Genomic DNA, 14,684 nt, shown 5'->3' on the forward strand with positions numbered 1-14,684 from the left:
AAATTGGACGATACATTAGAAATCTGGGAATATCTGGATAAAATACTTGGATGTTATATAAAGAAAATCAAATTAAGGCTGGAAAAGGATGGTTTGACCATTACAGACTACAAAATAATTTACCTTCTTACCAAGGGTCAGCAGCCAATGAAAAATATCGCGGGAGAATTATCACTGGCAAATGGCTGGGTTACAGATATAGTGGATAGACTTGAGAGAAAAAATCTGCTTTTGAGAAAACACGACATGAATGACCGCAGAATAGTCAATGTGGAATTAACAAAAGAGGGCAGAAACTATTATGAGGAACTTGGATTATTCATTAAAAATATTATATCGGAATCTCTTAAAAACCTTAATAAGGATGAAATAGAAAACTTTAAACTAATACTAAATAAAATATCTGATGCAATCGGCACAGAACTTCTAAAAAGCAATTAGGCTAACATTATATATAAATTTACCATACGTTGACATGCATCTGCTTTACAGGGAAAATCTGGCAAGGATTGCAAAGTTCCATACAAAACATGGTGATATAGAAACACCAACAGTATTACCTGTTATTAATCCAAATCTAAATTTTTTATCAGAGGGTGAGCTAAGAAGCCTGGGTGCCCAGGCCGTAATAACAAACAGCTATATAATTAGGAGAACAGATTCGCTGAGGGAAAATGCTCTTAAATATGGTGTGCATAAATTAATAGGATTTGATGGCCCCATAATGACAGATTCAGGAACATTCCAGAGTTACGTTTATGGTGATATTGAATATACAAATAAGGAAATTGTTGATTTTCAGAAAAAGATAGGAAGCGATATAATAACCATACTTGATATATTTACCCGGCCGGAGGATAAATATGAAGAATCAAAACATGCTGTGGAGGAAACATACCGTAGATTACAGGAAATAGATATAGGTGATGATATTATAGCCGGTCCAATTCAGGGTTCAGTATATCCTGATTTAAGGGGTCTTTCAGCACAGTTAATGTCAAGGGCACCCTATCTGCCAATAGGTGGTGTTGTCCCACTTCTGGAATCATACAGGTATGATGATCTGGTTAAAATTATTATAAATTCAAAAATAAATGCAGATTTTTCAAGGCCGGTTCATTTATTTGGAGGGGGACATCCAATGTTTTTCGCCTTTTCAGTAATGCTTGGGGTGGATCTCTTTGATTCAGCATCCTATATAAAATATGCCAAGGATAATAGAATATTGTATCATGAGGGTACAAGATCCTTAAAAGATCTCCTCGATTTTCCAGAATGGAGCCCATTATATGGGCGGTATAAACCACAGGAATTAATTCAGGAATCAGAGGAAACTAGACTAAAGGAACTGGCAAAGCATAATCTTAAGGCAATTTTTATGGAAATTAACGAAATTAAGGAGAGGATATACGAAAATACACTTTATCAGTATGTTGAGGAAATAGCACATGCACATCCGGCCCTTTACAGAGCTTATATTAACATTTTAAGTGAAAATACTCTAACTAAATTCCAGAGTATTTCATCCAAATCACCATTCTATTATTTTGATTCCAATTCGCTTGAAAACCCGTGGGTAAAAAGATTAAAAAATTACACATACAAATACATCTCAAACGGTAAAAAAACTATTTTAATCCCAAAAAAATTATGGAAACCCGGTATGCCCACGGGTCAAAAATTAATAGATTTTTATGAGCAAAACGATTTTAATATACTTGTTCCATGGAATGGCATATATATTCCTGTTGAACTTGAAAACACATTCCCTGTTGGGCAGATGGTTTCATCAGAATTAATATTCAATGACCTGAAGGATTCTTATATAAGGTATTTAAAATCAATAAATAACGAAGTAATACCGTATACAGATTATACCATAAAAGAAAAAATTAGGGATTTTGATCTGGAAAAAATCAATACTGTTTTTGACTACCAGTTCGGTGTTAAAAACTTTTTTAATAATAATGACCAGATTATTAAATCTAAGACCACCGGTCATATTAGAAACATAATAAGGAATTCAAAACTAATTGCAACAATGAGAAACGATGGGTTTTTTACATTAACTCCAGATGGAGGTATTTTTTTATTGGCAATGCTTGATTATCCATTATCACGGGTTGTTGTTACAGAAGACAGTGCAGAGTTTAACTCAAAGGGTTATAATGTATTCTTCAAATTCATATTAGATTTTGATCATAATATAATTGCAGGAAATGATGTGCTTGTTGTAGATTCTTCGGACAGGCTCTGTGCCGTTGGTAAGGCAACAGTTTCAGGAACTGAAATGAAATATTATAAAGATGGCATAGCTGTAAAGGTACACAGGGGCATTAAGTGATTTTTAGTCATAAATACCATTTTTCATTTTAAAAAAAATATTTATAATGCGTTATTGTTATTTTTGATATAAAATTTTAAATTTTGGTTAGATAAGTTTATTTAAAGATTATAATAAACCTATCATGGAAGGTAAACCATGGCTGCTGGCAATGGATCTGGACGGCACTGTTTGGGATAATTTAAACATATCTGGAATTAATCCACCCTATGAAAAAATAGATTCAGAGAAAATACGTGGGGAAAATACCGTGGTAACAATTTATAAAAGTGCTGTTGAATTTATGATCTGGTGTAAAAGGCATGGCGCCATAATAACCAGCCTTAGCTGGAATAAAAAGGAACATGCCATGGAGGCCCTGGAGAAATTTGGCATAATTGATTTATTCGATTATAATGCAACTGATTATACCCCGGACAAGGATAAAAGACTGCTTGACTTAATTAATATACTAAAAGCCAAGGGAATTAATATAACTCCTGATAGAATAGTTTACATAGACGATCGTGACATACACATGGATGCCATAAAAAAAAGTGTTGGTGATATCATATTTATAAATATATGGAAAACAGCAAAGAATTATGATGAGGCAAAGGACGTTATTAAAAAGAAAATTTTAGGATACGAGACCACAGCATAATGCAGAAATTTTAAAAATCAATATGGATATAAATTAAAATAGAACTGTCAATGAATAAGGAAGCCTCATTGTTTCAGCATGAGGTAGCTCACTGTGTTTGTTCGGCAACTTAATAAAATCTGGACAGCATACATTAAAACTCATGATATTTGTCATTTTTAAAAAAAAATTTTGAGAAAGCTTTTTATAACTTTTTTAACTTTTCCATAATGGAACAGGGAGCTGATAATATTGATGGTAATTTGCCCGGTCATTTTAAGGATGGAAATAATAAAATAAGTGGTGGAAAAGGCACCCCCGCCTTGGTGCTAATAGCACTTGCAATGGGGATGCTCGTTTATGGTGTTGCCGAAAGTTATGGCCCCGTTTCTGTAATAGGAGGAATTTTACCCTCAAAGTACTTTTATATTGGATTGGGTCTGCCATATATAGCCGGGGGTGTTGGGGCACTTCTCTCAGGGCGTTTGGCAGATAAAATAGGCAGGCGCGGGTCTTTTATGATCACGTCTGCAATGATTGTTATTGGTATAGCAATATTTGTCTTTTTATCAAACCTTGTTATTGCCCTTATAATATCATTTATTCTTGTTGGAATGGCCGCCATAGGACTTGAAACACCAATTTTATCAATGATTGTTGAATCCGTTCCTGCAAATGTTAGAGGAAAATCACTGGTTATTGTTCAGAACTTTGGGAATGTTGGGGTTGCATTAACCTTTATCCCCATCTTTCTTCATCTTTCAGATTCGATAAGCAGGCTTGCAATATCCATGCTTTTTATAGCCCCACTTATCGCACTTGGGCTTTCATGGTTCTATGTTAAGGAGAGCATTCCATGGAGTGCATTAAAATCAAACAGCGATGTTGAGGACGCATGGCAGATAGATAACGATGCAGAACCTGTAAATCCACATATTGGTCTGCCATTGCGCTTTCTTATACTCATTATAATAGGCATTGCACAGGATGTTGCATTTGTTTATTTTTCATATGGCGTTGGCTACAGCTATTTCTCATTGGGACTCGCAGATGATATACCGATAATTGGCGGATTTACAATGACGATAGTGGGTATAATCACAAGCCTTATCATTGTTGAAAAAATGAACAGGAAGACATTTACAATAATGTCCTATGGCCTACTGGTAGTTTTCTGGGGGGTTCTATGGTTATTTGAGGCATTAACACACAGCACATACGGATTGGTTCTTGTCGCATTAATGGTACTTTTATTCATTCCCGGTGAGATTACCTGGGCATCACGTGGAATGCTTGAGCCTGAAATATTTCCAACATATAAAAGGGGAACCTATGTTTCACTTGTTAGATTTACCGTATGGGTTGGTACAGGCATCATTATAATACTTTTAACATACACATCACTTCCATTTATCATTCCCGCATCCGCCGTCATGTTAATATTCTTGCTATCATTAACAATGACAGTAATATGGCAGAGAAAAGGCTTTGAAACAAAGGCCAGAAGCCTTTCTGGTCTGGACAGAAAAATAATGGATAACGTTAGAAAATAATTTTACTTTTAATATTTATTTAAAAAAGTCAGTTATAAAACACCGGTTATATGTAATAATTTATATAGCCCAATGTTATATTTTTACTGTTATATGGCTTTAAATATTGTTTACAATACAATAAACGATGCGAGATATAACGTTATAAACACTCTTAGTATTACCGTTAATTCTAATATATATAATGCAATGGGTCTCGATGGTGTTTTAAGCCCAATTGAATTATCAAGGACTTTTGGTTTTAACAGGATAACAGGAATTAGGCACAGTTTTGATAATGCTTACAAAACAATAGAAGGCATTGTTAACAAAAAACTTAAAAAAAAGTATGCAGGAAAATTATCAATATCTCTTTCAGAAGACTCTAACATGACCAATGCGCTTTCATACATGAAACAAGGAAGAATTGTGGCATTATTCATGGATTATTCAACGTTCAGCGGCAATGCAGATATACCTGATGGTATATTTTATTCTTTTCCGGCAGCCTTTATATCCGGTAGATTTATTGAAATCAATCCCGATATATCCGTTAATGATAAAATATTGGATATAAATTATTACAATGATAAATTCAAGAATGTTTTTAAGGCATATTCCGAAAATGAACTTCGGGAGATATTCATAAAATCAAGGAATAAAATGGTAGTTTATGTCAATATAAATTCAGATTCAGCCAGCCAGCTTAAATTGCTTACAGAGTATCAGGGTGATGCCTTTGAATACCGCTAGGTATTATTTTACACAAAAATACCAGATGTTACAAACAACCAAAGATAATTTAATATCACTTTTTAATAAATTTCTTCATGAAAACTATGGAGATTTTTTGTTTATTGATCCAGATTCCATAGAAACCCTTGGAAAGATAAATGCCTATGCAGATTTATTCCTGCCAGAGCATGTGCTCTCCATACATTTAATAAATAAAATTGGCCATGTATTTTATCTGGAGGCTGAAAATATTTATGGATATATCACAATAAAGGGTCCGGAGTTTAATTCAGCTCTCATGCAGATAAAATCAAAAATCGCTGAACTAAATAAGAGTTATATTTTAAAAATTATATCATATGCCGGGAATTATCTTGCAAAAATACCTGAAATAAGGATGGCCTACACACCCATGATGGAGATTTTTAGATCCCTGGATAATAATGGGAATGTAATACTGGACACATCAAGGCAGGCAGATACAAAAAGAATAAAATTTTTCTCCCTTATAAAACATAGTGGTATATTAAAATATGAAGAAAGGTATGATAAAATAATAATATACAAAAATGAGGACCCCGGTTTTAAAAATGACAGGGAAATGTTTGCCATGACATTTTCAGCCATTCCTGAAATTTTTGCAGCAAATGATTCTGTTAAACCCTATGTAAGAACAGCATACTCATATTATTATTTTTCAATAATACATGGAGATATGATCCCGCTTGATGCTGAAATTTTATTAAGGAATTATAGGCATCTATTTAATAGAAATATTGATGAACTAAAATTCAGGTCTTATATAGATTCATTAATAGACTGCGGAATATTTTTTTTGGAAGATGGTAAAATTAAAGGGAATATAGAAATATATAATAAAATAAAAAATTAAAAAATTTATTGCTTTGTGGTTATATACTGTGACTCTCTGGATACCTCCTCAATGGCCCTGCCCTTTGGTTCTGGAAGGCATAATACTGTTATTATGGTTGCTGCTATGGCAAATATGGCAAGTATTGTCATTAAAAGGGATAATCCACTGGCTATTATAAAGACATCAACAAAGGTTCCTATGAATGCCCCGGTTTTACCCCCGGCAGCAGAAATGCCAGATCCAAGCCCCCTTGTTGTAACCGGAAAAACCTCTGGTGGGTAAACAAAGGTTGTAACGTTTGGACCAAACATCATAAAGAAATAACTTATACCATATATCACAAGGAATTCATCAACGTGTGATACTGTATCCAGAACAGGGAACAGTGCCAAAATTCCGTAGGTAACTGCCAGCATCACAAAACCTATCACCTGTATTGGCTTTCTTCCTATTTTATCAAGAGTAAATGTTGCAAGCCAGTAACCCGGAAGTGCCGCCACCGTGAATATCAATGCAGAATATTCTGTGCTTCTTATAAGTCCCGCAAGTCCTGTCTGTGTTATAACGAATTTAAAGATATCATTTGACATAATTGAGTTCCCATAAAATGCCCAGTCCATTAAAAACCATGCACCTGCAGTTCCTATTAATGTTATTAAAAATTTTCTATCCTTAAATAATGTGTACCATGGTGCATTGACTTTTTCATGATCACCGGATACATTCACATCAAGGCCTGTATAGTTTTTGAGATTCTCCGCCGCTTTTTTAGCATCTCCCCTTGCAACCGTGTATCTTGGTGGCTCGGGCATTTTTCTTCTGTAATATATCACAAACATTGGTGGTACTGCCCCGACTATAAGGAGGATCTTCCATGCATATGCCAGCGGTATTACAGTTGCATTTAAAAGAAATGCAAGGGCAATCAGTGAGGAAACAACAAGGCCTATACTCTGCATTGATAAAATGCTTCCGACATATTTGCCCCTTGTTTTAATGTTTGAATACTCAGCCATGATAACAGAAGAAGTTGCATAGTCCCCACCTATGCCTATACCAAGGAGAAATCTCCATCCTATTAAAACTGCTGGATTTTTAAACGATAAAAGCGCACTGCCAATTGCCCCAATAACAAGAAGCACCAGCTCCAGACCATATACTGCCTTCCTGCCCAAATAATCCAGAAGCCTTCCAAATGTAAGTGCACCAACCACAGCAGCTATTAGAGAGGTTGATCCTATTAATGCCTTGTCTGTGGTTGTTAGGCTCCACCCAACCATTGGGAGTATTGCTATAACTGTTCCTATTATGAAGAGGTCATATGCATCCGTAAAAAATCCCATACCTGCTGTTAGAAATGTCTTTAAATGGAATTTTCCCGTTGCATTATCCAGGGCTTCATTTATATTTTTTATATCATTTCCCATAAAAATTTAATAATTGATATAGATATTAATATTATTCATATATTATATATAAGAATATATATGATATATAGTTAAATTGCATAGCTGTTTTTTCCCTCATAATACTTATTAATGGTTTCTATAAACATTGATATAACTATTATTAAACCTCCAGCAATAATATAATAAGTTGGTATTTCATTTAATATAAATATTGAGGAAATTACTGCAAAAACAGGCTCACCAACATAAATAATGCCCGCGGCGGTTGGTTCCACGTATCTCAGCGCCCTTGTATTAATAATTATGGCAAAAAGGCTTGCGAACAGTGCTGTGAATACTATTGTAAAGATGACCACGGGAACCTTAAGTCCGGAATAAATTCTTATATTTAACGGCATAAAAAATAATGACAGGATGCCGACCATCAATAACTGGTAAAATGAAAACACCATTGTGTCAAGATATTTTGTGTATTTATAAACGTAAACTGTTTGAATAGCATAAAATATGGCACATAAAAACGTTAGAAAATCGCCAAATGCATATTTCCCAGAAAAATTAAATGACGACATCATTATAAGGCCAATAAGCCCCATTATTGCTGAAAGCACATCAATTTTCTTTATCCTCATTTTTAAAAACAAAAATGAAATCAGTGGCAGAAGGACAACATAGAGTCCGGTAATGAGGCCAGACTGTGAGGATGTTGTATACTTTAACCCCACTGTCTGAAAATAATATGCTATAAATAACAGAACACCGGCGGTTATACCATAAACCACATTATGCCTTTCCTTTATATTTTTATTTTTAAATATTAAGGGTAAAACGAGAGCAGCAGATAGCAGAAATCTAAATGCAAGCAGCATTCCTGGTGTTATATAATAAAGTGAGATCTTCATTATTGGAAATGTTACACCCCAGAAAAAAACAACAAGAATTAAAAGCAATAAATATACCAGTTTTGAATTCATTTTTTCAGTAATACCCACATATTTAATTAATTTAATTATTTTCTAAAAATAAGGTATTTTAACAGCTGTGGTCTTTTAAAAATAACGGAAATCACCACCCTTGAGGGATAGTCAATATCACCCAGTGAGTTAATTTTATTAATAATATTTTCATTATTTATTGCATTATATATCTTGTTTAATAATCTATCATTTATGCTTAATCTGGAATAATAATCCTGTATTCTGGCATCCATCTTAAGCTCCCTTCCAATTTCCTTTTTCCAGAGTTTTTCATATAACGATAAAGATTTTTCTGAAAAATCCTCATGCTGAAAGCTCCTGTCTATTGCCTCGGCAGCATTTTTTGCAGATACTATGCCTGTATATATACCGCCACCAGATAATGGTTTTACAATACCTGCCGCATCTCCAACAAGAACTGATCTGTTCCCGTATGTTTTTTTAAGATATCTTATTGGTATTGGTCCTGCGTTTATGCCTATTATCTTATTATCTCCATAGGTTTTGTTTATATTCTTAAAATATTTTATGGCATTAACACGGTCAACCCCAACACCTATGCGGGTAATATCACCGGATGGTACTGCCCACCCAAAAAAACCCCTGCTGTTATGTGATCCTATGTAAACATTTACATCATCCTGATCTTCAAGCCTTGCTGCAGAATCAACCTGATATGTTGATATTATTTTTTCCGGGCGCTCCCTGTAAAGTATTTTTCTTACAGTGCTGTTAGCCCCATCAGCACCTGCAACAATCTGGGCCTTTGCATACATTATCTCTCCATTTTTTTTATACTTGACCTCGGCATACTCATTATTAATACTAACGTCCATAACCCTAGAATTTATACTTACATCTGCACCTGCAGATATGGCCATTGCGGACGCATCCTTGTCAAAATCATCCCTGTACATTACTATTGTTTCCTCAGTTTTCCTTACATGTATGTACTTTCCATTTGGAAAATATATATTTGCACCATGCACTGAATTAATCCTGGAATTCGATTTAATGTAATCAAAAACCCTTTTGGATACAAGGCCTGTGCATTCAACAGGTTTCCCTATCTCTTTATGTTCCTCAAGATTTAGAACATTATAGCCTTTTTTTGACAGACTGTATGATAAATAGGAACCCGCTGGACCCGAACCAACCACAATTACATCATGCACACCTGATTATAATTAATAATTATATATATTTAATTTAAAAAAGTAAAAATTTACGATTCAACCTCGTCTGTTACATCCATTGATAGATTCCTCGTCTCACCTGTTTTAATGACTGTACCAAGGGCTATTAGTATAAAAATTACGGTAAAAACAGGATATAGTACATAAGAAATGCCACCGAGATAATCAGAAACATAGGGTGCCGGACCTCCTATAAATGAATTTCCATACTGGTATGCTGCAGAATTACCAGAATACCTGACATCAGCAGGGAATATTTCTGATATCATTGCCCCCAAGGGTGAATAGCTTAGACCATGGGCCACCCCGAAGAGTGTTATAAAAATTATAAAATAATAATCTGATACAAGATATACTGATGGATATATTATTACCAGTGCAAGGATATTCGCAAATGCTATTATTATTTTTCTTCCCTTGGCATCTGAAATCATCCCGCCCATGAATACAAATATTATATCCGCAATGCCGAAAATAGCAGTACCTATTAATCCAAAGTATACCGGCATCTTATAAATTTCCTCCATAAGCACCGGCAGCAGTGCAATAGCAAAATAGAAGAAATTTCCGGAGGAACCTGCAAGAATTGTTCCTGTTAGAACACCCTTCCAGTGCCTTTTCATTAACACCTTAAACGGCGATTTTTGGATTTTTTTGGATTTTATTTCATTCTCAAAAACAGGTGTTTCTGATACCTTAAGCCTTATAAAAGCACCAATAATTAATATTACAAAACTAAATAAAAATGGAATCCTCCAGCCATAGGCTATCATTGCACTTGCCGGTAGATAATATGCCAGTGGAAAAAAAATAAAAACACCAATTAGCAGGCCAAGTCCAACAGTTGACTGCACAAAGGATGAATAGAATCCCCTCCTGGACTGGAAATTTTCCAGTGTTAAAAGCATGGCACCACCCCATTCACCACCAAGGCCAAATCCAAGTACCAGCCTTAGAATAACCAGGATAATTATGGCAGCCACTCCAATGCTGGCATAACCTGGTATTAAACCGGTAAGTCCTGTGGATATGCCAGATATCATCAATGTCAGTAAAAGCATTTTTTTTCTGCCTATTCTATCACCATAATGCCCAAATATATAGGCACCAACGGGCCTTGTTACGAATCCAAGCGCGAATGTTAAAAGTGTTAAAAGTATGGCCACCGATGATGTTACAAACGGATAAAAAACCTTGGATATATAATCCGCCCCTGAGGAAAAAATAAATATGCCATACCACTCTATTATCGTTCCAACCATTGATGCCAGAATTATATCCCTTGACCTTGACATAATTTATGAAAAATATCATATATTTAAATATTTATTTTATATTTCCGGATAAATGAATTAGTTTTTATAGGAAACTTAATAATAGTATGGTAATTTACAGTTTATGGTACTAGTTTCTGTGGACATAGGTGGAACCTTTACTGACATAGTTGTTATAGAAAATAAAAACGTTAGTTATTATAAGGTGCCAACAACACCAAAAAATCCAGAAATAGGAGTGTTAAACGGCCTTAAAAAATATTTAAATGGTAAAAAAATTGACGAGTTTCTTCATGCAACAACAATCGCAACAAACTCATTGCTTGGCCAGTATGGGCTTGAGCTTCCCAGGGTTGCCATTCTAACAACATATGGATTTAAGGATATAATAGAGATAGGAAGGCAGAACAGGCCTGAGTTATATAATTTAAACTTTCACAGACCAAGGATCCTTGTTCCAGAGAATTTACGATATGAGGTCCATGAGAGAACAGACGTAAATGGTCATATAATTGAATCTATAAATAATGATGAAATAGAAAATATAGAGAAAAAAATGCTGGAAAAGGGTGTAAAATCAGTTGCTGTTTGTTATTTACACTCGTACAAAAATGCAGATAATGAAATAAGAACCAAAAAAATTCTGGAAAACAAATTTAAAAACATATCAATTTCATACGATGTATCACCCGAACCGCGTGAATTTGAAAGGATGTCAACAACTGTTGTTAATGCCGCACTTTCACCTGTAACCTCGCAATATATAAAAAATCTGGAAAACTCCATTAGAGATTTTGGAAATTTTGATATTAAAATCATGTCAAATGCTGGTGGCCTTATTTTTAGCGACGAGGCATCTGAAAAGCCCGTAAATATAATTGAATCAGGTCCGGCCGCAGGTGTTATAGCCGCAGCAGAATTTGCCAAGATAATGGATATAAAAAATGTAATTGCATTTGATATGGGCGGCACAACGGCAAAGGCCGGCACGGTACTTAACGGGAATTTTGAGATTACATCTGAATATGAGGTTGGCGGTTCATCTCACCATGGAAGGATAATAAAGGGTTCAGGGTATCCTGTGAGGTTTCCATTCATTGACCTGTCAGAGGTTTCTGCCGGCGGTGGAACAATAATATGGAAGGATAGTGCAGGCGGTCTAAATATTGGTCCTAAAAGTGCAGGTTCTGACCCCGGTCCGGTATGTTATAACAGGGGTGGTAAATATCCAACCCTTACAGATTCAAATCTGGTTCTTGGCATTATCAGCGATACCATGTCCGGTTCTGATTTTAAGCTAAGAAAGGACCTCTCATTAAAGGCACTGTCAACTCTTGGAGACCCCTATGAAATTTCCGAAAATGCTGTTAAGCTTGCAATTCTTGAGATGGCCAGGGGCATCCGCCTTGTTACCGTTGAAAGGGGTCTTGACCCCTCAGCCTTCACCCTCTTTGGTTTCGGTGGTGCAGGCCCACAGTTTGCGGTTAAAATTGCTGAGGAAATTGGAATAAAAACAGTGGTCATACCCCCTGGCCCTGGTGTTTTCAGTGCCCTGGGATTAACATACTCAGATATGCGTTATGAGGCGCGTAAATCATATCCAGAAAATCTCGAATCAGATTTTAATGAGCTGAAAAATAAACTCCTCGGAAAACTTAAAAATCCTGAATTTCTAATGTATGCCGATTGCAGGTATTATGGTCAGGGTTCAGAATTAACTGTGCCGGTTAAAGAAATAAGTCGTGATAGGATCTTTGAGGATTTTGAAAATATACATTATAATACATTTGGATTCAGGCTTAATAAGCCTATTGAAATATTTACAATACGTGTTTTTGGCATTGAAAGGAGGGAAAAACCAGAAATAAAAATCGAAAAGAGTAATAAAAAAATATTTGTTAAAAGAAAGGCATATATAAATGGGGAATGGACAGAAATCAATGTGTATTCAAGAAGCAGCCTTATTGCCGGTGAAAATATTGCCGGACCCTGTGTTATAGAGGAGGATGGCAGCAGCACATTTATACCTGAAAATTGGAATGCCCATCTGGGTAAAAATAATGAAATAGTGGTGGTAAGATGAACTGGGAAATAATAGGTAAGGCAACGCAGTTTATTGCGGAGGAAATGGGGGTATCACTGAAAAGATCTGCACTATCGCCAAATATAAGGGAAAGAATGGATCATAGCTGTGCAGTTCTGGATAAAAATGGCAGAATTGTGGCGCAGGCAGAACACATACCGGTGCATCTTGGTTCGTTTAAGGTAGGCGCAAAAAATATAATAGATTATATGAATCAAAACGGTATAATTCTGGGAGAAAATGAAATGCTTGTAACCAACGATCCATATATTTCAGGGACACATCTAAATGATGTTACATTTATTGCACCTGTATATTACCGGAACGAACTTTTTTGTTATGTTATAAACAAGGCACATAACGTTGATGTTGGCGGCCCTGTATTTGGCAGTTTGAACCCGGAGGCAATAAATTTGTATCAGGAGGGCACCATAATACCACCTGTAAAGGCTTCCAGTGATGTCATAAAATTTATACTATCAAATTTCAAGGACCCTGATACTGCAGCAGGGGACCTTAATGCACAGATGGCCGCAAACAGAATGGGAATAAAAAGGATTAAGGAACTTCTGGATAGATATTCAGGAGATGATATAAATGCCTCATGGAACACATTAATAGATCATTCAAGAGAATTATCACTGCATGCAATGGCTGAATGGCCCCAGGGCACATATGAATCAGAGGATTTCCTTGAGAAAAATGATGGTTTAATAAAATTAAAACTAAAGCTTTCAGTAACAAAAAACGGCATTATAGCTGATTTTTCCGGCACGGATAATCAGATAAATTATCCCTTAAATGCTGTCCTTGGGGTAACATTTTCATCCGCTTCATTTTCAATCAGAAGTGCAATTAATCAGGACATTCCCACGAATGATGGTTTTTATTCAATAATAGACCTTAAGGTTCCAGAAAAATCCCTGTTAAACCCAGAAAAACCGCATCCAGTTTCTGGTGGCAATGTGGAGACAACACAGCGTGTGGCAGATACAGTTTTACTTGCTTTATCTAAATTTTTAAAGGAAATACCTGCAGCATCATCAGGCACAATGATGAATATCATGCTTGGGGGTGAGAATAATGGCAAATACTGGTCATATTATGAAACAATTGGTGGGGGTAATGGTGGCAGGTATAATTCCAATGGTGAGTCCGGGGTGCATTCAAATATGACAAATACCCTTAACACGCCGATTGAAATAGCAGAAAAGGAATATCCAATGTTCTTCACAGCATATAAATTAAGAAGGGGCAGCGGTGGAAATGGTTTGCATAAAGGTGGTGAGGGTATAATAAGATCATTTTATGTTACAAATCAAACGTATATGTCTGTAATAGCTGATAGATTTATGGTTAAACCATGGGGTATACACGGTGGTTCCCCGGGCAAGACCGGATCACTTTATATAATATCATCAGGGAGAAAAAAAAGGATGCCGGCAAAATTCTCATCCAAATTAAATAAAAACGATGAGGTCATTATAGAGACCCCCGGGGGAGGCGGCTACGGTAAAATTTAAAAAAATATTGAAATATAATTTATTTAGTCATAAAATGTTCAAACATAAATTTTTATTTATTATATTTTAATTCATTGTTATAAATTATAATAAAATTTAATAATTATTAAGCATT

Annotated in this window: 12 protein-coding genes; 8 read left to right on the top strand and 4 right to left on the bottom strand. The window is 35.3% G+C overall.

Features of this window, described 5'->3' with window-relative positions; all coding sequences use genetic code 11:
• Nucleotides 1–3: 3 nt before the first annotated feature.
• The 6 genes from QXW15_RS03410 to QXW15_RS03435 all read left to right on the top strand — a co-directional run bounded on the left by QXW15_RS03410 (nt 4) and on the right by QXW15_RS03435 (nt 6,125).
• Nucleotides 4–441, top strand: a complete 438-nt coding sequence (locus QXW15_RS03410; RefSeq protein ID WP_048101967.1) for a MarR family winged helix-turn-helix transcriptional regulator — start codon at nt 4–6, stop codon at nt 439–441.
• 34 nt (nt 442–475) lie between these two features.
• Nucleotides 476–2,344 carry a tRNA guanosine(15) transglycosylase TgtA gene (tgtA, locus tag QXW15_RS03415; protein ID WP_342789957.1) on the top strand — a complete coding sequence of 623 codons (1,869 nt, stop codon included), beginning with the start codon at nt 476–478 and terminating at the stop codon, nt 2,342–2,344.
• Between the two features lie 124 nt (nt 2,345–2,468).
• Nucleotides 2,469–2,987: a magnesium-dependent phosphatase-1 gene (locus tag QXW15_RS03420; RefSeq protein ID WP_048101965.1), complete on the top strand. Its 519-nt coding sequence runs from the start codon at nt 2,469–2,471 to the stop codon at nt 2,985–2,987.
• Nucleotides 2,988–3,196: 209 nt separating this feature from the next.
• Nucleotides 3,197–4,519: an MFS transporter gene (locus QXW15_RS03425; RefSeq protein WP_052656809.1), complete on the top strand. Its 1,323-nt coding sequence runs from the start codon at nt 3,197–3,199 to the stop codon at nt 4,517–4,519.
• A 93-nt stretch (nt 4,520–4,612) separates the two neighbouring features.
• Nucleotides 4,613–5,251, top strand: coding sequence for a hypothetical protein (locus QXW15_RS03430; RefSeq protein WP_048101964.1), 639 nt, complete (start codon nt 4,613–4,615; stop codon nt 5,249–5,251).
• On the top strand, nt 5,238–6,125 hold the full coding sequence (locus QXW15_RS03435; RefSeq protein ID WP_156150331.1) for a hypothetical protein: 888 nt from the start codon (nt 5,238–5,240) through the stop codon (nt 6,123–6,125). The genes QXW15_RS03430 and QXW15_RS03435 overlap by 14 nt, the downstream gene beginning before the upstream one ends.
• A 5-nt stretch (nt 6,126–6,130) precedes the next feature.
• Here the strand turns inward: QXW15_RS03435 and QXW15_RS03440 are convergent, their stop codons facing one another.
• The 4 genes from QXW15_RS03440 to QXW15_RS03455 form a co-directional block, all read right to left on the bottom strand.
• Nucleotides 6,131–7,534, bottom strand: a complete 1,404-nt coding sequence (locus QXW15_RS03440) for an MFS transporter (RefSeq protein ID WP_054963925.1) — start codon at nt 7,532–7,534, stop codon at nt 6,131–6,133.
• Between the two features lie 71 nt (nt 7,535–7,605).
• The gene (locus QXW15_RS03445; RefSeq protein ID WP_054963927.1) at nt 7,606–8,490 is read right to left on the bottom strand and encodes a DMT family transporter; all 885 of its coding nucleotides are present in this window, start codon (nt 8,488–8,490) and stop codon (nt 7,606–7,608) included.
• Between the two features lie 35 nt (nt 8,491–8,525).
• Complete coding sequence (locus QXW15_RS03450; RefSeq protein WP_054963924.1) at nt 8,526–9,668, bottom strand: NAD(P)/FAD-dependent oxidoreductase; 1,143 nt, start codon at nt 9,666–9,668, stop codon at nt 8,526–8,528.
• Nucleotides 9,669–9,718: 50 nt separating this feature from the next.
• Nucleotides 9,719–10,984, bottom strand: coding sequence for an MFS transporter (locus QXW15_RS03455; protein ID WP_048101959.1), 1,266 nt, complete (start codon nt 10,982–10,984; stop codon nt 9,719–9,721).
• A 103-nt stretch (nt 10,985–11,087) separates the two neighbouring features.
• Here QXW15_RS03455 and QXW15_RS03460 point away from each other — a divergent pair, with 103 nt between their 5' ends.
• Complete coding sequence (locus tag QXW15_RS03460; RefSeq protein ID WP_048101958.1) at nt 11,088–13,046, top strand: hydantoinase/oxoprolinase family protein; 1,959 nt, start codon at nt 11,088–11,090, stop codon at nt 13,044–13,046.
• Complete coding sequence (locus QXW15_RS03465) at nt 13,043–14,569, top strand: hydantoinase B/oxoprolinase family protein (RefSeq protein WP_048101957.1); 1,527 nt, start codon at nt 13,043–13,045, stop codon at nt 14,567–14,569. Before QXW15_RS03460 ends, QXW15_RS03465 begins: the two co-directional genes overlap by 4 nt.
• The last annotated feature ends 115 nt before the right edge of the window (nt 14,570–14,684 follow it).

The sequence above is a fragment of the Acidiplasma sp. genome (assembly GCF_038728925.1).
GTDB lineage: Archaea > Thermoplasmatota > Thermoplasmata > Thermoplasmatales > Thermoplasmataceae > Acidiplasma > Acidiplasma aeolicum.

Bases quoted from the DNA above. Each gene is read 5' to 3' on its own strand.
- tgtA (WP_342789957.1), top strand. From the start codon at position 476: ATGCATCTGCTTTACAGGGAAAATCTGGCAAGGATTGCAAAGTTCCAT.
- QXW15_RS03420 (WP_048101965.1), top strand. From the start codon at position 2,469: ATGGAAGGTAAACCATGGCTGCTGGCAATGGATCTGGACGGCACTGTT.
- QXW15_RS03425 (WP_052656809.1), top strand. From the start codon at position 3,197: ATGGAACAGGGAGCTGATAATATTGATGGTAATTTGCCCGGTCATTTT.
- QXW15_RS03430 (WP_048101964.1), top strand. From the start codon at position 4,613: ATGGCTTTAAATATTGTTTACAATACAATAAACGATGCGAGATATAAC.
- QXW15_RS03440 (WP_054963925.1), bottom strand. From the start codon at position 7,534: ATGGGAAATGATATAAAAAATATAAATGAAGCCCTGGATAATGCAACG.
- QXW15_RS03445 (WP_054963927.1), bottom strand. From the start codon at position 8,490: ATGAATTCAAAACTGGTATATTTATTGCTTTTAATTCTTGTTGTTTTT.
- QXW15_RS03455 (WP_048101959.1), bottom strand. From the start codon at position 10,984: ATGTCAAGGTCAAGGGATATAATTCTGGCATCAATGGTTGGAACGATA.
- QXW15_RS03460 (WP_048101958.1), top strand. From the start codon at position 11,088: ATGGTACTAGTTTCTGTGGACATAGGTGGAACCTTTACTGACATAGTT.
- QXW15_RS03465 (WP_048101957.1), top strand. From the start codon at position 13,043: ATGAACTGGGAAATAATAGGTAAGGCAACGCAGTTTATTGCGGAGGAA.